Here is a 19,617-nt window from a genome sequence, read left to right on the forward strand (position 1 = left end):
GGCGGCGTGAACGACTCAGCGCCGCGGGCCCCTCAGCCGGGCGGGGCGGCGGCCTCCTCGGTGATCCGCTTGAGGTGGGCGTTGCGGAGCAGGATGAGCCGGGCCAGGTAGCGGCGCAGCACCAGGACCTCCGCCACGACGCCGAGCGGCCCGGCGGGCGCGGCGAAGTCGACCACGTCCCGCATGACCGTCCCCTCCTCGTCGGGCGCGAGGACGAAGTGGTGCGCGTGCCGCCACCGCCGGAACGGGCCCGCGACCTGCTCGTCCATGAAGTACGCCGGCCGGTCGTAGCCACTGATCAGCGACGTCATCCGCCAGGGGACGCCGAAGTGCCGGGCCCGCCAGGTCACTCGGTCGCCGGGCCCGAGCAGGCCGGAGGTGACGCCGGCGACCGCCCGTTCGCGGGAGGCGGCCATCGAGGCGGTGTGGAGCTCGACCGACAGCGAGGTGTCGAAGACGAGCTCGGGCGGGGCGTGGATGAGGGTCACGACCTCGAAGCGCGATGACACGCCCAAGATGCTACGTTTCGCCCGCTTCGAGGGAGCACCCTGCGGCGGTGCTACGCTCCTCCTCGAACCGATCGGTACCATCCCAGGGAGCAACCGTGGCCGACCCCCTCATCACCGACCCCCTTGACGTGCCCGGCCCGCGCGCGGCCACGGTCCCGCTGACCGTCGGCAGCGCCGGCACGCCGCTGCCCGGCGTCCTGCACGTGCCCGCCGGGCCAGGCCCGCACCCCGTGCTGATCCTGCTGCACGGCTTCCCCGGCAACGAGCGCAACTTCGACCTGGCGCACGCCGCCCGCCGGGCCGGCTACGCGTCCCTGGTGTTCCACTACCGCGGCTCGTGGGGCGCCGGCGGATCCTGGTCCTGGGCGCACGTGCTGGAGGACGCGGCGGCGGCCGTGGCGGCGACGCGCGACCCCGCGACCGTCGCGGCCTGGCGCCTGGACCCCGACCGGCTGGCCGTGGTCGGGCACAGCGCGGGCGGGTTCGCCGCGCTCATGACCGCGGCCGCGCTGCCGTCGGTGGCCGCCGCCGGGTCGATCGCGGGCTTCGACTTCGGGGCGGCCGCCGCCGCCTGCCGCGCCGACCCCGCGCTCGCCGCCGCCTACGTCGAGGCGTGGCGGGACGAACTGCTGCCCCTCGCCGGCACCAGTGCCGAGGACCTGGTGGCCGAGATGCTGGCGGCCGGCGACGCCTACCGCCTGGCCGGCCTCGCCGACCGGCTCGCGGGACGCCCGGTCCTGCTCGTCGGCGCGGGCCTGGACACCGTCGCGCCGCCCGAGGCCCACCACCTGCCCCTGGTCGAGGCGTACGCGGCCCAACCCGGCAGCCTCCTCGAACACCTCGTTCTCGACACCGACCACGCCCTCGCCGACCAGCGGGTGGCGCTGGCCCGCACGCTGATCGGCTTCCTCGACCGGCGGCTCGGATGACGCCGTTTCCGGCTGATTCAACGCTGAGTGCGCGGGTAGTTGCGGAAAGTGAACATGCGAACCATCGCCGTTGCCGTGTCCCTGGCGGCCCTGACCGCCGGATGCACGGTGGCGACCATCGACACCGCGCAGCACGCGTCCCAGAACGACGGCGCCAACGGCGACGCGAGCCAGACCCTCCACCTGCGCAACGTGTTCCTGCTCAGCGCCACCGACCCGGCCGTGCCCTCCCAGCAGAACTACCTGTACGGAGTGCTCATCAACAACGGGCACCAGCCGGCCCAGCTCGAACGGATCACCCCGGAAGGGGGCGGCTCGGTGCAGCTGCCCGGGCCCGTCACCGTGCGGCCGCTCCAGCCCGTCGGCACCGGCGAGCAGCCCATCGCCACGGTGACCGGGGTGAGCGGCGGCACGGTGCCGATGACGTTCACCTTCACCGGAGCCTCGCCGGTGCGGCTGAATGTGCCGGTCATGGAGCGGGCCGGATCGTACGCCCACCTGACGCCGCCGCCCGGCGGCCCTGCCGCTCCGGCGGCCTCACCCACCCCCTGACCCGCCACCGGCCATTGACTTGTCGGGCGGAAGGTCGCAGACTCGGGCAACCAGCCACGACCCGATCAGCATCACAGAGATCGGGACGGCGGGCACGAACGTCACCGGGGAGACGGCGGCCGGTCGCAGGGGCAGGTCACGCGAGGCGAGGTCCGCGCCGGCTGCGGGGCGCGCACACCCACCCCGCCACACCCTGCCCCTGCACCATCGCGGCGCCCCCTCACCATTGCCCACGCGCGGGCGTGAACCGCTCTATACAGTTAACCAAGCGCTTGCTACGCTCCGCCCATGGTGCCCACCGTCATCTGGGGGACCGGCAACATCGGCCGCGCCGCCATCCGCGCCGTCGAGGCGCATCCCGGCCTTGAGCTGGCCGCCGTCCTCGTCCACGACCCCGACAAAGCCGGCCGCGACGCCGGCCCCCTGAGCGGCCTCGGCCACGACCTCGGCGTGGCGGCGACCACCGACGTGGACGCCGTCCTCGCCGCCGCCCCCCGCGCGGTCGTCTACGCCGCCTCCGGCGACATCCGCCCCGACGACGCGCTGACCGACGTCCTGCGCGCGGTCCGCGCCGGCGCCGTCGTCGTCACCCCGTCCCTCTACGCCCTGTACGACCAGCGCAACGCCCCGCCCGAGCTGCGCGCCCGGGTGCTGGCCGCGATCGAGGAGGGCGGCGGCTCGCTGTTCGTGTCGGGGGTGGACCCCGGCTGGGGCAACGACGTCCTGCCGCTGCTGATCAGCGGTCTCGGCGCCACCGTGGACGCCGTACGCTGCCAGGAGATCTTCGACTACACCGCCTACGACCAGCCCGACTCTGTCCGCTACCTGGTCGGCATGGGCCAGCCGATGGACTACGAGCCGCCGATGATCGCCCCCACCGTCCCGGCCATGGTGTGGGGCGGCCAGGTACGGCTCATGGCCCGCGCCCTCGGCGTCGAGCTGGACGAGATCCGCGAGAGCGTCGAGCGCCGCCCCCTCGACGCGAGCGTCACGACGCCGGCCATGGGCGTGTTCGAGGCGGGCACGCAGGGCGCGCTCCGCTTCGAGGTGCAGGGCGTGGTGGAGGGCGAGGCGCGCATCGTCGTCGAGCACGTCACCCGCATCCATCCCTCCTGCGCCCCCGACTGGCCCGCGCCCCCGGCGGGCGGCGACGGCGCGCACCGGGTGATCATCGAGGGCAGCCCGCGCATCGAGGTGACGGTGGAGGCCACCGACGAGGGCGGCAACCGCGCCGCGGGCGGCAACGCGACCGCCGCCGGCCGCCTGGTGAACGCCATCGACTGGCTCACGGCGGCCGAGCCCGGCCTGTACGACGCACTCGACGTGCCGCTCCGCCCCGCGACGGGCCGACTCGGAAGGAAGCACCCGTGATCGTCGACATTCCCGAGGACAAGGACCCGATCGCGTACGTGTGGGGCGAGATGGTCCCCGGCATCGGCCCCGCCGCCGCGGGCTTCTCCCTGGCCGTGTACGCGCACACCACGCTGGGCCTGCGTGAGTTCGAGGCGGCCAGGCTGCGGATCGCCCAGCTCAACGGGTGCGCGTTCTGCCTGGACTGGCGGACCGAGCGGGACGGCGAGAAGGTCGAGGACGGCTTCCTGGACGCGCTGGCCGAGTGGCGCACCACGGACGCCTTCGACGAGCGCACCCGCCTGGCCGCCGAGTACGCCGAGCGCTACGCCCTCGACCACCACGGCCTGGACGAGGAGTTCTGGGCCCGGATGACGGCCCGTTACAGCCAGGCCGAGATCGTCGAGCTGAGCATGTGCATCGGCTCCTGGTGGGCCTTCGGCCGGCTCAACCGGGTGCTCGGCCTGGACACCGCGTGCGTGCTTCCCGGCGCCGGACGGTCCCCCGCCGGCGAGCGTCGTCGAGAGAAGTGAGGAACCCCCCATGAACGACGCCTCCTCCTTACGCCCCTCCTCCGACCTTCGGCTGACCCGACGCGGGTTCATCGCCGGCACCGGCGCCGCGGTCGTCCTGGGCGGGGCCGCCCCCGCGCGGGCGGCCGCCGCCGGGCCGATCGCGGACGGCGCCCATGTCCCGGTCCTGGTCATCGGCACCGGCTACGGTGGCGCGGTCGCCGCGCTCCGCCTGGCCCAGGCCGGCGTGGACGTCCACATGGTGGAGATGGGGATGGCCTGGGACACGCCGGGCACCGACGGCAAGATCTTCTGCAACACCCGCGAGCCCGACTACCGGTCGTACTGGCTGCGCACCCGTACGAAGGCGCCGCTCAACTACTTCCTCGGCTTCCCCATCGACCGCGACATCCCCCGCTACACCGGCGTGCTCGACGCTGAGGAGTTCGCCGGGATCACCGTCTACCAGGGCCGCGGCGTCGGCGGCGGCTCGCTGGTGAACGGCGGCATGGCGGTCACCCCCAAGCGGGAGAACTTCGCCTCTGTCCTCCCCACGGTGAACGCGGCCGAGATGTACGACGTCTACTACCCGCGCGCCAACGCCGGGCTCGGCGTCGGCACCATCGACCCGGCCTGGTTCGAGTCCACCGCCTACTACCAGTACGCCAGGGTCGGCAGGAAGCACGCCCAGCGGTCCGGGTTCCCGTTCGTCTTCGTCCCGGACGTCTACGACTGGAACTACATGAAGCAGGAGGAGGCCGGCACCGTGCCCAAGTCGGCGCTGGCCGCCGAGATCCTCTACGGCAACAACGCCGGCAAGAAGTCGCTGCAGAAGACGTACCTGGCGCAGGCGAAGGCGACCGGCCGGGTGGCGATCTCGCCGCTGCACCGCGTCACGTCGGTCGCCCCGGCCGGCCCCGGCCGGTACGCGGTGACGATCGAGCAGCTCGGCACCTCCGGCGCGGTCACCGCCACCAAGACGGTCACCGCCGACCGGGTCTTCTTCGCCGCGGGCAGCGTCGGCACCAGCAAGCTGCTGGTCAAGCTCAAGGCCACCGGCGTTCTGCCGGGCCTGAACGGCGAGGTCGGCAAGGGCTGGGGCGACAACGGCAACGTCATGTGCGGCCGGGCGAACCACCTGTGGGACCCGACCGGCGACCGGCAGTCGGCGATCCCGTGCGCGGGCATCGACAACTGGGCGGCCGGAGGCGCGTTCGCCGAGGTCGCGCCGCTGCCGACGGGGATCGAGACGTTCGCCTCCTTCTACCTGTCGATCACCCGCAACCCGAACCGCGCCGAGTTCACCTGGAACGCCGCGGCCGGCCGGGTGGACCTGAGCTGGCAGACGGCGTGGAAGCAGCCGTCCATCGACATGGCCAAGACGATCTTCGACAAGATCAACTCCAAGGAAGGAACGATCTACCGGACCGACCTGTTCGGCGTCTACAAGGTCTGGGGGGATCACCTGACGTACCATCCGCTGGGCGGCGCGGTGCTCGGCCGGGCCACCGACAACTACGGCCGCCTGTCCGGCCATCCCGGTCTCTACGTCATCGACGGGGCGCTGATCCCCGGCAACACGACCGTCAACCCGTTCGTCACCATCACGGCGCTGGCCGAGCGGAACATCGAACGCATCATCGCCACGGACCTCTGACCACGGACAGACGTCCGTAGGCCGACCGGCCGTGACGCCCCCTGCTCGCCGTACCCCGTGACCGCGGCTGGGACGGGCAGTTTCCCGCCCGCCCCAGCCGCCGCTGTGCGGACAACCCGCCACGACGGTCTAGAGTCGGAGCGGCGGGATCAGAGCAGGGAGGGCGTTCACATGGCACGTGCTGACACCGGCCCCGACTTCATCGAGGCGCTGGCCCGCGGCCTCGACGTGATCAGGGCGTTCCAGCCGGGCCGGCCGGTCATGTCCCTGACCGAGGTGGCCACGGCGGCCGGCCTCGCCCGGCCCACCGCCCGCCGCATCCTGCTCACCCTCCAGGAGCTCGGCTACGCGCGCAGCGAGGCGGGCGGCTACGCGCTCACGCCCCGCGTGCTGGAGCTCGGCGTCTCCTACGTGCGCTCGATGGGCCTGTGGGAGGTGGCCAGGCCGCACATGGAGCGGCTGGTGGCGCAGACCCGCGAGTCCTGCTCGATCGCCCAGCTCGACGGCTCCGACATCGTGTACGTCGCCCGCGTCGCCGTCCCCAAGATCGTCACTTTGTCCGTGCAGATCGGCACCCGCTTCCCGGCCCTGCAGACGTCCCTGGGCAAGGTCCTGCTGGCCGCCCTGCCGCCGGACGAGGTGGACCGGGTGCTGGCCGAGCCGAGCCGGTCCGGCGTCGAGCCGCGCTGGCGGCCCGGCCCCGCCGAGCGGGACGCCGCGCTGCGGGAGGTCCGCGCCAAGGGCTGGGCGATCACGGACGAGGAGCTGGCCCTCGGCATCCGCAGCGTGGCCGCGCCGCTGCGCGACGGACTCGGCAACGTCATCGCGGCGCTCAACGTCAACGCCCACGCCGCCGAGACCTCGGTGGAGCGCCTGTCCGACGAGCACCTGCCGCTGCTGCTGCGGACGGCGAGCGCGATCAGCGCCGACTGGGCGGCGTACGAGACGGTCCCGCACGTCACGATGACCTCGTGACCCCGCCGGCTTTGTCGCGGGCGGTGGAGCACTACCTGTCCGTCGCCGACCGCCTGGCTCCGGGGCTGGTCACCGGCTGCTACGTCGTCGGCTCGGCCGCGCTCGGCGACTGGCGGCCGGACGTGAGCGACATCGACGTGGTCGCCGTCGTGGGCGCCGTCGTGGGCGGGGCGGCCGGCGAGCGGGAGCTGCGGCGGCTGTCGCTGCTGCACAAGCTGGGCAACCTGCGGGCCGCCGGGCGGGCGCTCGCGCGCCGGCAGCCGCACCTGCCCGGCACGGTCAACGCCGTCTTCGTCGCCGCCGGCGACCTGGGCGAACCGGTGACCAGGATCCGGCCGGTGGCCTCGCACAGCGGGCCGTCGTTCCGGCGCGGGCAGGGGTTCGACGTCAACCCGGTGATGTGGACGGTGCTCCGCGAACGCGGCATCGCGGTGCGCGGGCCCGCCCCGGCCACGCTGGGTCTCGACCCGGAGCCTTCGTTGCTCCGTTCCTGGACCCTCGACCAGCTCCGCGGCCACTGGGCCCGCTACGCGGCGCGGGCGCTCTCCGCCCGGCCGCCGCGCAGGCGGCTGCAGTCGCCCTACCGGCTGGCGCTGGCGTACGCGCTGTCGCCGCCCCGGCTGCACCGTACGGTGGTGACCGGCGAGGTGATCTCGAAGGAGGAGGCGGGGGCGTACGCGCTGGACACCTTCGACACCCGCTGGCACCCCCTCCTCCAACTCGCCCTCGCCCACCGCCGCAGCGTCCCCGGCCCCGCCCTCGACCCGTCCCAGGTCCCCCGCCTGACCGGCGAGTTCATTCAAGAGGTGATCGCCACCGCACCTCCGGACGTCAGGGAGTAAGGACCAGGCGGCCGGAGGTGGTGCCGGTGGACTGGCGGTGCCAGGCGTCCGGGGCATCCGTCAGGGGGACGCGTTCGTGGGCGACGTGGAGGCGGCCCTCCAGCGCCAGTGAGGCCACGTGGCCCATCGCCGCCGCCCGTTGCTCGCCCGTCAGCTCGTTGTTGGTGTAGCCGAGGATCCGCAGGGACCGGCCGCGCAGGGTGGAGGAGTCGAGCGGGGACGTCTCCCCCGCCGAGCCGCCCAGGTTGACCAGCCGCCCGCCGGCCCGCAGCGTACGGGCGGCGGCCGCGGCCGGGACGCCGTACAGCGGGTCGAGGACCAGGTCCACGGGGCCGTCGCAGGCGGCGGCGAGGCGGGCGGCCAGTCCGGCGACGTCGTCGCCGGGCTCCAGCGTGACGACGGCGTCGGCGCCCGCCTTGGCGGCGCGTTCGCGGGCGGCGGCCGAGCGCGCGGCGGCGACGACCCGGCGGGCGCCGTGCACGCGGGCCAGTTGCACGGCCGCCTGACCGACCGCTCCCCCGGCCCCCAGGACGAGCACCTGCTCCCCCGCCGCCAGCTCGCCCCGCCAGGTCAGCGCCTGGTACGCGGCCACGGCCGACAGCCCGAGCGCGGCCACCGCGACCGGGTCGGCTCCGGCGGGCAGCTCGACCAGGTCCGCGGCCGGCACGCGGGCCAGCTCGGCCATGCTGCCGTCGCCCGGCGCCATCCCGGCCCGCGTCGGGAACCACACGAGCCGCCCGTCGCCGGCGAGCGTGCCGACGCCCTGCACGCCGGGCACGTACGGCGTCGCCGGCGTCCCGAAGTACGACGTCCCGCTCGCGCACAGCAGGTCGAGCGGGGTGATGGGCGCGGCGAGCACCCGGACCAGCGGCTCGTCAGGCCCCGGTTCGGGGTCGGGGCACTCGGCGACGACGGGCGGCTCGCCGCACGTCACGATCCGCGCGGCTCGCATCGCGCATCCCTTCGCTCAGGTGGATATGTCTGGATACGGGAGGCTGTACCCGGACAACCTCTGCGCATACTCCAGCTGGAACCCCAGCGGTTCCGCGTAGTCCCGCTCGAACATCGCGATGAACAGCGTCAGCGTCAGGAACGGATGCGCCCCCAGCTCGAACAGCTTCGGGTAGTCGTGCGTGGCCAGCGCCTCCCGTTCGGTTTCGTCGAAGCTCAGCCAGGTCGAGCGCTCGTCCAGGTGCGAGCCGAGGATGCGGCCCGCCTCCTCGGCCTCCCACCACTCGACGGTGGCCCGCGGCTCCTCGCGGTAGCGTTCGACCAGCTCGGGATCGCGATCGACGGTGAACAGGAACTTGTCGAGCAGATACTTGCTCATGCGCGGCCGCCTCCGTCCGGATACCAGGTGAAGTACGCCTCCATGGTGTGGAACAGGTCGTAGGTGTCGGTGTAGTCGGCCTTGCGGCCCTCACCCGCGACCCCCATCATCAGCATGAAGTCCATGAAGCCGTGGGTGGCGTTGCCGGGGTTCCACAGGCTGTCGAGGGTGACCTCCGACAGGCAGCCCTCCAGGTCGCCCGTGGAGATCCACTCGACGGCCTTGCGGTCGAACTCGGGGTCGGGGCCGTGCGGCCCGAACTGGCGCGGCCCGCCGAGCTCCAGCGACAGGTGGCCGGTGCCGATGACGGCGACCCTGCGGTCGTCCGGCCACGACTCGATCAGCTCCCTGATGGCCTGCCCGAGCTGCACGAAGCGTTTGGGCTGCGGCAGCGGCGGGGCGAAGATGTTGGTGTAGACGGGCACGATCGGCAGGTCGTTCTGCGGGCGCAGGGTGATGATCGGGCACGTGATCGAGTGGTCGATCCGCAACTCGTTGGAGAAGGCCAGGTCGAAGCCGAGGTCGAGGCCGCCGCGCAGGAGGTGGGCCGACAGGTCCTCCTCGCCCTGGCAGGTCATCCGGGGCAGGCCGAACTCGCGTTCCTCGTTGTACCAGTTGGCATCGTAGAAGGGCGCCTTGCCGACCAGGAACTGCGGCATGTTGTCCAGCCACAGCTGGTGGAAGTGGTCGGAGCCCACCATGACGAGCACGTCCGGGTTCGCCCTGGTCAGGGTCTCGCGGAAGGCCATGACCTTGCGGACCCACTCGTCGGCGAACGGCGGCCGGTCGGCGCCGGTCGCCGTGGACGCCCGGTAGTAGAAGGGATGGTGGGTGGACGCGATGACCGCGACGAGCTCAGCCATGCAGACCTCCGTCGGCGTACGGCTCGGGGGGGATGGACCGGTTGTTGAGGTCCACGGACAGGAAGATGTCGCCCGCCACGGGGTTGCGCAGCTCCTCGGCGAGCTGCCCGATGAGCCCGGCGGTCCGCGCCAGCAGGGCGAAGGCGCGCAGCAGCTCCAGCGGCAGGCCGAGGTCGGCGAGCGCGGCCCCGCACACCCCGGCGCCGTTCAGCGGCAGCGTCCGGCCGAGCACCTGGGGGTGGACCCGGCCGACGGCGGCGAACAGCGACAGGTGCGGGCCCACCAGGCCCTCCTCGGCGGCGATGGCGAACAGCCGGGGCGTGCGCGGGTCGCCGTCCTTGTGCACGTGGTGGCCGAGGCCGGGGATGAGCTCGCGGCGCTCCCTGCGGGCGCGTACGGTCTCCAGCGCGAGCGCGTCCCACCCGGCGTCGTCGGCCGGCAGCGGCCCTTCGCAGGATCGCAGCACCTCGGCGAGGAACCGGCCGCAGTCCTCGGTGACGCCGAGGAAGCGCGAGCCGCCGCCGAGCAGCCCGGCCGCCAGCGCCCCCTGCACGGAGTCCGGCGCCGACAGGTACGTCAACCGCGTCACGATCGCGGTCGGCGTGAACCCGTGGTCGGCCAGGGCGGCGAGCACCGCCTCGAACACGCGGGCCTCGCCCGCCGTGGGCCGGCGCTGCGCGGCCAGCCAGAACGCCAGCTCGCCGAAGCCCACGTGGCCCATGACGTCCTCGGCGAGGTCCTGCCCGAGCAGGGTGATCGTCGTCGGCGACGACGCCCCGAGCGCCGTCGGATAGTCGCGGTCGCGCCCGCTCACGTGGTCGCGCCCGCTCACGGCTTCTCCCCTCCGAGCGGCCGGTCCGGGCCGGCCAGCCAGGCGCGCAGCTCCGCGCCGTGCTCGTCGAGCTCGGGCGGCGGCAGCGGGTAGCGGGCCGGCGTGGCGGAGAAGCGGATGGGGTGGCGGGTGGTCGGCACCGCCCGCTCGCCCTCGCCCACCTCGACGACGGGGTCCAGCCCGAACCGCTCGGCCATGGCGAAGCCGCCGTCGATGGTCTGGATCGGCCCGCTCGGCACCCCGGCCTCGACCAGCAGCTCGAACCACTCGACCGCGCCCTTGGCGGCCAGCGCCGCGACCAGGATCGGCCGGAGCTCCTCGCGGCGGGCGGTGCGGTCGGCGTTGCGGGCGAAGCGCGGGTCGTCGGCGGTCTCCGGGATGCCGAGCACCTCGCACAGCTTCCGGAACTGGCCGTCGTTGGCGGCGGCGACGATGAGGTCGTCGTCGGCGGTCGGCAGCGGCTCGTACGGGAACACGCTCGGGTGCGCGTTGCCCATCCGGTACGGCACGACGCCGCCCGCCACGTACGCGGAGCTGTGGTTGACCAGCCCCGTGAGGGCCGAGGACAGCAGGTTGACCTCGACGTGCTGCCCCTCCCCCGTGGCCTCGCGGTGGCGGAGCGCGGCGAGGATGCCGATCACCGCGTGGTTGCCGGCCATGACGTCGAAGACGGAGATCCCGGCCCGGTAGGGCGGCCCGTCGGGCTCGCCGGTCAGGCTCATCAGGCCGGACATGGCCTGCACCATGAGGTCGTAGCCGGGCACCCGGGCGCCGGGTCCTGAGCCGAAGCCGCTGATGGAGGCGTAGACGACGCGGGGGTTGGCGGCGCTCACGGCGGCGTGGTCGAGGCCGTACTTCGCCAGGCCGCCCGGCCGGAAGTTCTCGATGAGGACGTCGGCGCGCCGGGCCAGCTCGCGGGCCGCGGCCGCGTCGTCCGGGTCGCGCAGGTCGAGCGCGATGGAGCGCTTGCCGCGGTTGACGCCGAGATAGTACGTCGAGGTTTCGCCCCGCACCGGCGGCGTCCAGCTCCGGGTGTCGTCGCCCTGCGGGCCCTCGACCTTGACGACGTCGGCGCCCAGGTCGGCCAGCAGCATGGTGGCGTAGGGCCCGGCCAGGACGCGGGAGAAGTCGGCCACCAGCACGCCCGTGAGCGGTCCGGCCCCGTCGTCCACCATCAGTCTCCCTCCGTTGTACGGACAGTTGTCCGCAACCGGGATTCTGGCACATCCGGCCCCCAACGGCATAGGCCCTTGACAGCCGAACGGCCGATCGTAGAGTTACGGCGAGCAGCATGACCGTGTAGCGGACAACCGTTCGGAAGATCTAGGAGCTCAGGATGAGCGAGCGGAACGAAGCCGGGGCCGGACGGCCCGTACTGCTGCGCGGCGGCACCGTGCTGCCCATGGAGGGCGCCCGCACGGTGCTGGAGGACACCGACGTCCTGGTGACCGGCGACCGGATCGCCGAGGTCGGCCCCGGCCTGCGGGCGCCGGACGACGCCCTGGTCATCGACGCCACCGGCGGCATCGTGATGCCCGGCATGATCGACACCCACCGGCACATGTGGCAGACCGCGCTGCGCGGCTACGGCGCCGACTGGACGCTCACCCAGTACTTCGTCTGGTTCTACCTGGAGCACGGCAAGCTGTTCCGGCCGCAGGACGTGCACGCGGGCAACGTGCTGGCCGCGATCGAGGCGCTGGACGCCGGCGTCACCACCGTCGTCGACTGGTCGCACGGGCTGCGCACGGTCGAGCACGCCGACGCCGCCGTGGACGCGCTGCGCTCGGTGCCGGGCCGCTACGTGCTCGCGTACGGCAACATCCAGCAGCCGCCCGCCGAGTGGACCGCCGCACCCGAGTTCCGCGACTTCGTCCGCCGCCGGATCACCGGCGACGACCTGCTGGGCTTCCAGCTCGCCTTCGACGTGCTGGGCGACCCGGCCTTCCCGGAGCGGGCCGCCTTCGAGGTGGCCCGCGAGCTCGGCGTCGCGGTCACCACCCACGCCGGCGTGTGGGGCGCGACCAGCGACGAGGGCATCCGGCTCATGCACGAGCACGGCTTCATGACCCCCGAGACGATCTACGTGCACGCCGCCTCGCTGTCGGCCGACTCCTACCACCGCATCGCGGCCACCGGCGGCTCGGTGTCGGTCTCGACGGAGAGCGAGCAGAGCGCGGGCCAGGGCTACCCGCCCACGTGGGCGCTGCGCGCGCACGGCATCCCGGTCTCGCTGTCCATGGACACCAGCGTCTGGTGGAGCGGCGACCTGTTCTCCGCCATGCGCGCCACGCTCGGCGCCGACCGCTCGCGCGAGCACCTGGAGGCGCACGCCAACGGCGACACCGTCACCCACGCCGGCCTCCGCGCCGACCAGGTCGTGGAGTGGGCCACCAGGGGCGGCGCCCGCGCGCTCGGCCGCGACGACCTCGGCGTGGTGGCCGCGGGCAGGAAGGCCGACCTCGTGCTGATCAAGAACGACCGCTCGCCGGTGTCGTTCCCGGTGCTCAACCCGTTCGGGCACGTGGCGTTCCAGGCGCAGCGCGGCGACGTGCACACCGTCCTGGTGAACGGGCGGGTGGTCAAGCACGAGCACGAGCTGGTCGGCGTCGACCTCGCCGCCGCCCGCCGCCAGGTCGAGGACACCGTCGCCTACCTGCGGGCCGAGATGGGCGAGGAGGCGTGGCGGCAGGGCATGAACCCGGACATCCCCGAGACGAAGATCCTCGACAACCCGTACACGTACACGGACTACCGCAGCGACGCCACCCATCGCCTCTGACGGGAGACCTCAGTCGTCGGGGTGGTGCAGCGGCAGCAGCACGCGGAACGTCGTCCCCCCGCCCGGCGCGCCGCCGGCCTCGATCCGGCCCTGGTGTGCGCTCACCAGCGCGGCGGCGATGGCGAGGCCGAGACCGGTGCCGCCGTGGTGCCGCGCGCGGCTGGGGTCGGCGCGGTAGAACCGGTCGAACACGTACGGCAGGTGCTCGGGGTCGATACCCGGGCCCTCGTCGCGCACCTCGACCAGCGCGGCCTCGACGTCCGGCGCGGGACCGTCACCCGAGCGCGCCACGTCCTCCGGCGGAGGCCCGGCCGCGGCCCGGCGCTCGACCCGCACCAGGACCGGAGTGCCCGCGGCGGTGTGGGTCATGGCGTTGCCGACCAGGTTCGCGATGACCTGGTGCAGCCGGTGCTCGTCGCCGAGCACGAACACCGGCTCGTCGGAGACGGCGAGCCGGATCGGCCGGTCACGCTCGCGCGCCTGCGCCGCGTGCACCACGTCGCCGGCCAGCACGCGCAGGTCCACGGCGGCCGGCTCCAGCGCGGGCTCGCGGTCCAGGCGGGCCAGCAGCAGCATGTCCTCGACCAGCACGCCCATCCGCTCGGCCTCGCCCTCGATGCGGCGCAGCAGCCGCTCGACGGCCGGGTCACGCGGGGCCTGGCCGTGCTGGTAGAGCTCGGCGAAGCCGCGGATCGAGGTGAGCGGCGTGCGCAGCTCGTGGGAGGCGTCGGCGACGAAGCGGCGCAGCCGCTCTTCCGAACTCTCGCGCTCGCGCAGGGCGCTGGCCAGGCGTTCGAGCATGGTGTTGAGCGCGCGGCCGAGCCGCCCGGTCTCGGTGCGCGGGTCGGTGTCGCCGACCCGGCGGTCGATCTCCCCGGCGGCGATGGCCTCGGCGGTCCGCTCCATCCTGGTCAGCGGGCGCAGCCCGAGCCGTACGACGGCCAGCGCGACCGCGCCGAGCAGGGCCAGCACCAGCACGCCCGCGACCAGCTCGATGACGAGGAACTGCCGCACCGTGGCCCGGCCGGGCTCCAGCGACATGGCCACCGTCACCCGGCCGCCGTCCGGCAGGCCCCTGATCAGCACCCGCCAGTCGCCGGTGCCGTCCCGCCCCGCGACGGTGACCGCGCCCGCCGGCGGCCGCGCGACCAGCCCGGCGGGGACGTCCGGCCGGTCGGCGACCCCGCCGGGCAGCTCGCGGAGCAGCAGCCCCGAGGGGGCGTAGAAGCTGATCCTGAACTGGGTGGGCAGCTCCACGTCGCCGGGGCGGGCGGACGGCGGCACGGGCGGCGGCATCGGCGGCGGGCGGAAGGCGAAGGACCGGACGGTCTCGGCGAGCTGCGCGTCCACCCGCGACAGCAGCGACCGGTCGAGCAGCAGCACCCCGGCCGCCGCGAACACCGCCAGCCCGGCCGCGCACAACCCGAGCAGCGCGGCCAGCAGCCGGTGCCGCAACGGCCAGGCGCCCCGCGCCGCTCTCACGACGTCCCCTGCGGACCTTGGAGGCGATAGCCGACGCCGCGCAGCGTGTGGATGAGCGGCGGCCCGTCCCGGTCGATCTTGCGGCGCAGGTAGCTGATGTAGGACTCGACGATGCGGCTGTCGCCGTCGAAGGAGTACTCCCACACCCGGTCGAGGATCTGCGCCTTGCTGACCACCCGCTCGGCGTTGATCATCAGGTAGCGGAGCAGGCTGAACTCGGTGGGCGAGAGATGGATCTGCCGCCCGGCCCGCCGCACGAGGTGGGCCTCCTCGTCGAGCTCCAGGTCGGCGTAGCGGAGCACGCCGTCGCCGCCCTGCTCCTCCGGCGGGCGGGCGCGGCGCAGGATGGCCCGGATGCGCAGCACCACCTCCTCCAGGCTGAACGGCTTGGTGACGTAGTCGTCGCCGCCCGCGGTCAGCCCCGCGATGCGGTCGGGGACGGCGTCCTTGGCGGTCAGGAACAGCACCAGCGGGCCGTCCGCCGCCGCGCGCAGCCGCCTGGCCACGGCGAAGCCGTCCAGGTCGGGCAGCATCACGTCGAGCACGAGCAGGTCGGGCCGTTCGCGCGCCACCGCCTCCAGCGCCTGCCGGCCGCAGGCGGCGGTCCTGACGGCGAAGCCGTTCAGCTCCAGCGCCTCGGACAGCAGGTCACGGATGTTCGGCTCGTCGTCGACGACCAGCACCTTCGCGGCGGGGGCGGCTCGGCTCATACCCCTGTTGTACTCAGGTCACCTGAGACGAATCTGAAGGCGGCTCTGAAGGCGGGGCCGTCGTCCGGCGGACGATCAGGGTCGGCGTGACGGAGAAGCGCACCGACGACGTACGGCCACCGATGCGTTCGAGCAGCAGCCGCCCGGCGGTCCTGCCCATCATGACGCCGTCCTGGTCGACGGTGGTGAGCGCGATGTGCGCGAGCCCGGCCGAGCGGGTGTTGTCGTAGCCGGCGAGCGAGACGTCGGCGGGGACGGCCAGGCCCGTCTCGTGCAGCGCGGCGAGCGCGCCGAAGGCCGCGAGGTCGGCGCCGGCGAAGACGGCGGTGGGCCGCGGGTCGCGGCCCAGCAGCTCCTGCATGCCCCGGTGGCCGCCGTCCTCGGTGTAGGAGGTGGTGGCGACGGCGATCTCGGCGGCCAGGCCGTGCTCGGTCATGACCCGCCGGTAGGTGCGTTCCCTGATGATGTGCAGCGTCGTGGCGGGCCGGCCGCGGCCGGCGTCCCGCTGGCCGATGTGCGCGACCCGGCGGTGGCCGAGCCGGATCAGGTGCTCGACGACGAGCTCGGTGCCCGCCTCGTCGTCGTCGTTCACCGAGTCGTAGACGGTCGAGCGCTCGTGCGGGCCGAGCACGACGGTGGGCGTGCCCGCGGCCACCTCCTCCAGTCGTGACTTGGAGCTGAGCGGCGCGACCATGAGCATGCCGTCCACCTGCCGGTCGACCAGGGCGTCGACGGCGCGGCGCTCGGAGGCGTCGTCCCGGCCGCCCTGGACGATGATCGCCTGGTAGTCGGTGCCGCCGAGCTGTTCCGTGAGCCCGTCGAGGATCTCGGCGAAGAACGGGTTGCTGATGTGCGGCAGCAGCACGCCGATGGTGAACGTACGCCCGCGCATCGCCCGCGCCGCGTTGTGCGGCCGGTAGCCGAGCTCGTCGATGGCGGCCTGGACGCGCAGGCGCGTGGCGGGGCTGACGCCGTAGGCGTTGCGCAGCACCTTCGACACCGAGGTGGTGGAGACCCGGGCGTGGTCGGCGACGTCGGCGATCGTCACCCGGCGTCCGCGGCCACCGGTTTCTGCCATGCGCGCTCCTCCGCTCCGATCATGGGGAACGTTACCCATTTCTTGGCCCAGATGTGCAGCTCCACCGGCCTCTCCCAGGATCACGATTGAGGATCGTTCCCCAAATCCGCCCTTGACGATGGCCGCAGATGACGCCTACGTTAACTCGCATCGGGGCTTGTTAAAACGTTTCAACGGACCCGGAGGGGCGTTGTGAAGACCTCTCACCGCACCATGGGAGCGGCGCTGGCCGTTCTCGCGATCGCGGCCCTGACCTCCTGCGGCTCGGGCTCGGACGCCGGCTCGTCCGGCGGCGGCACGGTGACACTGAAGTTCCTCGTCGACAACAGCCAGGCGACCGTGAGCACCGCCAAGGCGCTCACCGACGCCTTCATGCAGGCCAATCCCACGATCAAAATCGAGACGGAGATCCGCCCCGGAGGCAGCGAGGGCGACAACATCATCAAGACCCGGCTCTCCACGGGCGACATGTCGGATGTGTTCTGGTACAACTCCGGCTCACTCCTCCAGGCGCTCAACCCCGGCCAGACCCTGGTCGACCTGACCGGCGACCCGGCGCTCGCCAACGTGCAGAAGGACTTCCTGCCGGTCGTGAGCCAGGACGGCAAGGCGTACGGCGTGCCCGCCGGCACCGCCATGGGCGGCGGCATCCTCTACAACCGCAAGGTCTACGAGCGGCTCGGCCTGGAGGTGCCCAAGACCTGGGCCGACTTCATGGCCAACAACGACAAGATCAAGGCCGCCGGGATCGCGCCGGTGATCTCCACGTTCAAGGACACCTGGACCTCGCAGCTCTTCGTGCTCGGCGACTACTACAACGTGCAGGCCGCCGCGCCGGGCTTCGCGCAGGACTACACGGCCAACAAGGCCAAGTTCGCCACCACGCCGGCCGCCCGCGCGGGCTTCGACCACCTGGCCGAGGTGCACGCCAAGGGCCTCCTCCAGGAGGGCTTCGGCTCGGCCACCGCCGACCAGGGCATGAAGCTGCTGGCGGAGGGCAAGGGCGCGCACTACCCGATGCTGAGCGCGCAGGTCCCGCCGCTGGTGGCCACGACACCGGCGGCCGCCACCGACATCGGCTTCTTCGGCATCCCCGGCGCCGACGCCGCCAAGAACGGCGCCACGCTCTGGGAGCCGGCCGGCCTCTACATCCCGAAGACCACCGAGAAGCTGGACGCGGCCAAGAAGTTCCTGGCCTTCGTGGCCTCGCCGGCCGCCGCCGAGGCGATGAACAAGGCGGTCCAGCCGGCCGGGCCCTACCGGATCGAGGGCGCCAAGCTGCCCGACGACGCCATCCAGGTGGCCAAGGACCTCCAGACGTACGTGGACGAGGGCCGTACCGCGCCCGCGCTGGAGTTCGTCTCCCCGGTGAAGGGCCCGTCGCTGGAGCAGATCACCGTGGCCGTCGGCTCCGGGCTGACCAGACCCGAGGAGGGCGCCGCCCAGTACGACAAGGACGTCGAGAAGCAGGCCAAGCAGTTGGGGCTCGCGGGGTGGTGACGGGACAGGCCGCCAGGCGCAGGTCGGCGTACCCGTACGCGCTGTACCTGCCGGCCGCCGTCGTGTTCCTGGTGATCTTCCTGGTGCCGACGGTGATGGCGTTCTACTTCGCGCTGACCCGCTGGACCCTGTTCGACAGTGAGTTCGTCGGCCTGGACAACTTCCGCGACTTCCTCGCCGAGCAGAACCTGCGCATCGGCTTCCAGAACACCATCGTCTACGCCGTGCTCACCAGCGGGCTGAAGGTGGTGCTCGGGCTGCTGCTCGGCGTGCTGCTCACCTCGAAGCTGCGGCTGCGCGGCTTCCTGCGCTCGGTGGTGTTCTTCCCGACGCTGGTGTCCACGGTCGCGGTCGGCATCACCTTCAGCATGCTGCTCAAGCCGCAGACCGGCCTGGTGAACCAGGCGCTGGCCCTGGTCGGGATCGACGGGCGCGACTGGCTCGGCGACGCCACCACCGCGCTGCTGTCGGTGGCGCTGGTGGACGTGTGGAAGGGCGTCGGCCTGGCCACCGTCATCTACATCGCCGGCATCATGTCCATCCCCACCGAGTTCTACCAGGCCGTCGCCGTGGACGGCGGCAGCGCCTGGCACCGCTTCCGGCACATCACGCTGCCGCTGAGCTGGCCGGCCACCTACTCGGTGATCATCCTGTCGTTCATCGGCGGGCTGCGCTCGTTCGACCTGATCTGGACGATGACCCGCGGCGGGCCCGGCTTCACCAGCGACACCATCGCCTCGATCATCTACAAGCAGTACCAGGCCGGCTTCTTCGGCCTGTCCACGGCCGGGAACGTGCTGCTGTTCCTCATCGTCACGGCCATCGCCGTGCCGCTGAACTACTACCTCGGCAAGAGGCAGGTGGCGATGTGAGAAAGGGCGATGTGAGAAGGGGCATCCGCTCGCTCGGCGTGGAGGCGGTCGTGCTGGTCGCGGCCACCGTGATCTTCCTGATCCCCTTCGCGCTCATGCTGCTGACCGCGGTCAAGGACCAGACGCAGGCCGTCGACCTCGACTTCGCCTGGCCGACGAACTGGCCCGTCGTGGAGAACTTCATGGCGGTCGTCGAGGCCCGCGACTACGTGCTGCTGCGCGCCTACGTCAACAGCACCGTCATCACCGTCGCCTCGGTCACGCTGCTCGTGCTCTTCGCCGCGATGGCCGCGTTCGTGCTGCAACGCCGGCCGGGCAAGGTCGCCAAGGTGGCCGACTTCCTGGTGCTGTCCGGGCTGATCATCCCGCCCGCGGTGGTGCCGACCATCTGGCTGCTGCAGGCGCTCGGCCTGTTCAAGACGCTGCCCGGGATGATCCTGGCCGAGGTGGCCTTCCACCTGTCGTTCGCCATGCTGCTGTTCCGGGCGTTCGTCGCGGCGATCCCGCGCGAGCTGGACGAGGCCGCCCAGATCGACGGCTGCACCGGCTTCCGGCTGTTCTTCCGGGTGATCTTCCCGCTGCTGCGGCCGGTGACGATCACCGTGATCCTGGTCAGCTCGGTCAACATCTTCAACGACTTCGTCAACCCGCTCTACCTGCTGCCCGGCGACGAGAACGCCACCGTGCAGGTCACTCTCTACAACTTCCAGAGCCAGTACAACACGCAATGGAACCTGCTGTTCATGGACATCGTGCTGATCACGATTCCGCCGCTGCTGCTGTTCGTCTTCTTCAACCGCAAGATCGTCGCCGGCATGACGGCCGGCGCCATCAAGGGATGA

The 19,617-nt window shown here is 72.7% G+C and carries 20 protein-coding genes; 11 read left to right on the forward strand and 9 right to left on the reverse strand.

The genetic code is table 11. From position 1 onward, the window contains the following. Positions 1–32 precede the first annotated feature (32 nt). Positions 33–509: an SRPBCC family protein gene (locus SMD20_RS17570; RefSeq protein WP_329582061.1), complete on the reverse strand. Its 477-nt coding sequence runs from the start codon at positions 507–509 to the stop codon at positions 33–35. Positions 510–604: 95 nt separating this feature from the next. Between SMD20_RS17570 and SMD20_RS17575 the strand changes: the two genes are divergently transcribed. The 7 genes from SMD20_RS17575 to SMD20_RS17605 all read left to right on the forward strand — a co-directional run bounded on the left by SMD20_RS17575 (position 605) and on the right by SMD20_RS17605 (position 7,326). Further along, positions 605–1,438, forward strand: coding sequence for an alpha/beta fold hydrolase (locus SMD20_RS17575; protein ID WP_329582064.1), 834 nt, complete (start codon positions 605–607; stop codon positions 1,436–1,438). 54 nt (positions 1,439–1,492) lie between these two features. Beyond that, entirely contained in the window at positions 1,493–1,990 is a 498-nt protein-coding gene (locus SMD20_RS17580; protein WP_329582066.1) for a hypothetical protein, read from the forward strand. Positions 1,991–2,278: 288 nt separating this feature from the next. Further along, positions 2,279–3,361 carry an NAD(P)H-dependent amine dehydrogenase family protein gene (locus SMD20_RS17585; RefSeq protein WP_329582069.1) on the forward strand — a complete coding sequence of 361 codons (1,083 nt, stop codon included), beginning with the start codon at positions 2,279–2,281 and terminating at the stop codon, positions 3,359–3,361. After that, positions 3,358–3,873 (forward strand): carboxymuconolactone decarboxylase family protein, encoded by a 516-nt coding sequence (locus tag SMD20_RS17590; protein ID WP_329582072.1) that lies wholly within the window; start codon positions 3,358–3,360, stop codon positions 3,871–3,873. Before SMD20_RS17585 ends, SMD20_RS17590 begins: the two co-directional genes overlap by 4 nt. Positions 3,874–3,883: 10 nt before the next feature. Beyond that, the gene (locus SMD20_RS17595; RefSeq protein WP_329582075.1) at positions 3,884–5,509 is read left to right on the forward strand and encodes a GMC oxidoreductase; all 1,626 of its coding nucleotides are present in this window, start codon (positions 3,884–3,886) and stop codon (positions 5,507–5,509) included. A 171-nt stretch (positions 5,510–5,680) separates the two neighbouring features. Beyond that, a complete protein-coding gene (locus tag SMD20_RS17600) occupies positions 5,681–6,484 on the forward strand; it encodes an IclR family transcriptional regulator domain-containing protein (protein ID WP_329582078.1) in 804 nt (267 codons plus the stop codon). Then, positions 6,481–7,326 carry an aminoglycoside adenylyltransferase domain-containing protein gene (locus tag SMD20_RS17605; protein ID WP_329582080.1) on the forward strand — a complete coding sequence of 282 codons (846 nt, stop codon included), beginning with the start codon at positions 6,481–6,483 and terminating at the stop codon, positions 7,324–7,326. The genes SMD20_RS17600 and SMD20_RS17605 overlap by 4 nt, the downstream gene beginning before the upstream one ends. Here SMD20_RS17605 and SMD20_RS17610 read toward each other — a convergent pair. Genes SMD20_RS17610 through SMD20_RS17630 form a run of 5 tightly spaced genes read right to left on the reverse strand, consistent with a single transcriptional unit; the run spans position 7,316 to position 11,526 of the window. Then, a complete protein-coding gene (locus tag SMD20_RS17610; RefSeq protein ID WP_329582083.1) occupies positions 7,316–8,278 on the reverse strand; it encodes a zinc-binding alcohol dehydrogenase family protein in 963 nt (320 codons plus the stop codon). The two genes, SMD20_RS17605 and SMD20_RS17610, sit on opposite strands and share 11 nt — an antisense overlap. Before the next feature lie 15 nt (positions 8,279–8,293). Next, entirely contained in the window at positions 8,294–8,656 is a 363-nt protein-coding gene (locus SMD20_RS17615) for a hypothetical protein (RefSeq protein ID WP_329582085.1), read from the reverse strand. Beyond that, the gene (locus SMD20_RS17620) at positions 8,653–9,519 is read right to left on the reverse strand and encodes an extradiol ring-cleavage dioxygenase (protein ID WP_329582086.1); all 867 of its coding nucleotides are present in this window, start codon (positions 9,517–9,519) and stop codon (positions 8,653–8,655) included. Before SMD20_RS17620 ends, SMD20_RS17615 begins: the two co-directional genes overlap by 4 nt. Then, on the reverse strand, positions 9,512–10,351 hold the full coding sequence (locus SMD20_RS17625; protein WP_329582090.1) for a citryl-CoA lyase: 840 nt from the start codon (positions 10,349–10,351) through the stop codon (positions 9,512–9,514). The genes SMD20_RS17620 and SMD20_RS17625 overlap by 8 nt, the downstream gene beginning before the upstream one ends. Beyond that, positions 10,348–11,526, reverse strand: a complete 1,179-nt coding sequence (locus SMD20_RS17630) for a CaiB/BaiF CoA transferase family protein (protein WP_329582093.1) — start codon at positions 11,524–11,526, stop codon at positions 10,348–10,350. The genes SMD20_RS17625 and SMD20_RS17630 overlap by 4 nt, the downstream gene beginning before the upstream one ends. Positions 11,527–11,687: 161 nt before the next feature. Here SMD20_RS17630 and SMD20_RS17635 point away from each other — a divergent pair, with 161 nt between their 5' ends. Then, positions 11,688–13,133 carry an amidohydrolase family protein gene (locus SMD20_RS17635; protein WP_329582095.1) on the forward strand — a complete coding sequence of 482 codons (1,446 nt, stop codon included), beginning with the start codon at positions 11,688–11,690 and terminating at the stop codon, positions 13,131–13,133. A 9-nt stretch (positions 13,134–13,142) separates the two neighbouring features. Here SMD20_RS17635 and SMD20_RS17640 read toward each other — a convergent pair whose 3' ends face one another. Genes SMD20_RS17640 through SMD20_RS17650 form a run of 3 tightly spaced genes read right to left on the reverse strand, consistent with a single transcriptional unit; the run spans position 13,143 to position 16,403 of the window. Beyond that, on the reverse strand, positions 13,143–14,615 hold the full coding sequence (locus tag SMD20_RS17640; protein ID WP_329582098.1) for a sensor histidine kinase: 1,473 nt from the start codon (positions 14,613–14,615) through the stop codon (positions 13,143–13,145). Beyond that, positions 14,612–15,325, reverse strand: coding sequence for a response regulator transcription factor (locus tag SMD20_RS17645; protein WP_329582102.1), 714 nt, complete (start codon positions 15,323–15,325; stop codon positions 14,612–14,614). The genes SMD20_RS17640 and SMD20_RS17645 overlap by 4 nt, the downstream gene beginning before the upstream one ends. Before the next feature lie 13 nt (positions 15,326–15,338). Continuing rightward, complete coding sequence (locus tag SMD20_RS17650; RefSeq protein WP_329582106.1) at positions 15,339–16,403, reverse strand: LacI family DNA-binding transcriptional regulator; 1,065 nt, start codon at positions 16,401–16,403, stop codon at positions 15,339–15,341. 192 nt (positions 16,404–16,595) lie between these two features. Here SMD20_RS17650 and SMD20_RS17655 point away from each other — a divergent pair, with 192 nt between their 5' ends. Genes SMD20_RS17655 through SMD20_RS17665 form a run of 3 tightly spaced genes read left to right on the forward strand, consistent with a single transcriptional unit; the run spans position 16,596 to position 19,617 of the window. Then, positions 16,596–17,903: an ABC transporter substrate-binding protein gene (locus tag SMD20_RS17655; protein ID WP_329582109.1), complete on the forward strand. Its 1,308-nt coding sequence runs from the start codon at positions 16,596–16,598 to the stop codon at positions 17,901–17,903. Next, positions 17,897–18,775 (forward strand): carbohydrate ABC transporter permease, encoded by an 879-nt coding sequence (locus SMD20_RS17660; protein ID WP_329582112.1) that lies wholly within the window; start codon positions 17,897–17,899, stop codon positions 18,773–18,775. The genes SMD20_RS17655 and SMD20_RS17660 overlap by 7 nt, the downstream gene beginning before the upstream one ends. A gap of 11 nt (positions 18,776–18,786) precedes the next feature. Further along, positions 18,787–19,617 (forward strand): carbohydrate ABC transporter permease, encoded by an 831-nt coding sequence (locus SMD20_RS17665; protein ID WP_329582114.1) that lies wholly within the window; start codon positions 18,787–18,789, stop codon positions 19,615–19,617.

It is taken from the genome of Nonomuraea sp. LP-02 (genome assembly GCF_036289125.1).
Classification (GTDB): Bacteria; Actinomycetota; Actinomycetes; order Streptosporangiales; family Streptosporangiaceae; genus Nonomuraea; species Nonomuraea bangladeshensis.

What these genes read in the sequence shown, in the direction of transcription:
- SMD20_RS17650 (WP_329582106.1), bottom strand. Translation starts at nt 16,403, where the DNA reads ATGGCAGAAACCGGTGGCCGCGGACGCCGGGTGACGATCGCCGACGTC.
- SMD20_RS17615 (WP_329582085.1), bottom strand. Translation starts at nt 8,656, where the DNA reads ATGAGCAAGTATCTGCTCGACAAGTTCCTGTTCACCGTCGATCGCGAT.
- SMD20_RS17580 (WP_329582066.1), top strand. Translation starts at nt 1,493, where the DNA reads ATGCGAACCATCGCCGTTGCCGTGTCCCTGGCGGCCCTGACCGCCGGA.
- SMD20_RS17645 (WP_329582102.1), bottom strand. Translation starts at nt 15,325, where the DNA reads ATGAGCCGAGCCGCCCCCGCCGCGAAGGTGCTGGTCGTCGACGACGAG.
- SMD20_RS17620 (WP_329582086.1), bottom strand. Translation starts at nt 9,519, where the DNA reads ATGGCTGAGCTCGTCGCGGTCATCGCGTCCACCCACCATCCCTTCTAC.
- SMD20_RS17595 (WP_329582075.1), top strand. Translation starts at nt 3,884, where the DNA reads ATGAACGACGCCTCCTCCTTACGCCCCTCCTCCGACCTTCGGCTGACC.
- SMD20_RS17610 (WP_329582083.1), bottom strand. Translation starts at nt 8,278, where the DNA reads ATGCGAGCCGCGCGGATCGTGACGTGCGGCGAGCCGCCCGTCGTCGCC.
- SMD20_RS17600 (WP_329582078.1), top strand. Translation starts at nt 5,681, where the DNA reads ATGGCACGTGCTGACACCGGCCCCGACTTCATCGAGGCGCTGGCCCGC.
- SMD20_RS17585 (WP_329582069.1), top strand. Translation starts at nt 2,279, where the DNA reads ATGGTGCCCACCGTCATCTGGGGGACCGGCAACATCGGCCGCGCCGCC.
- SMD20_RS17635 (WP_329582095.1), top strand. Translation starts at nt 11,688, where the DNA reads ATGAGCGAGCGGAACGAAGCCGGGGCCGGACGGCCCGTACTGCTGCGC.
- SMD20_RS17630 (WP_329582093.1), bottom strand. Translation starts at nt 11,526, where the DNA reads ATGGTGGACGACGGGGCCGGACCGCTCACGGGCGTGCTGGTGGCCGAC.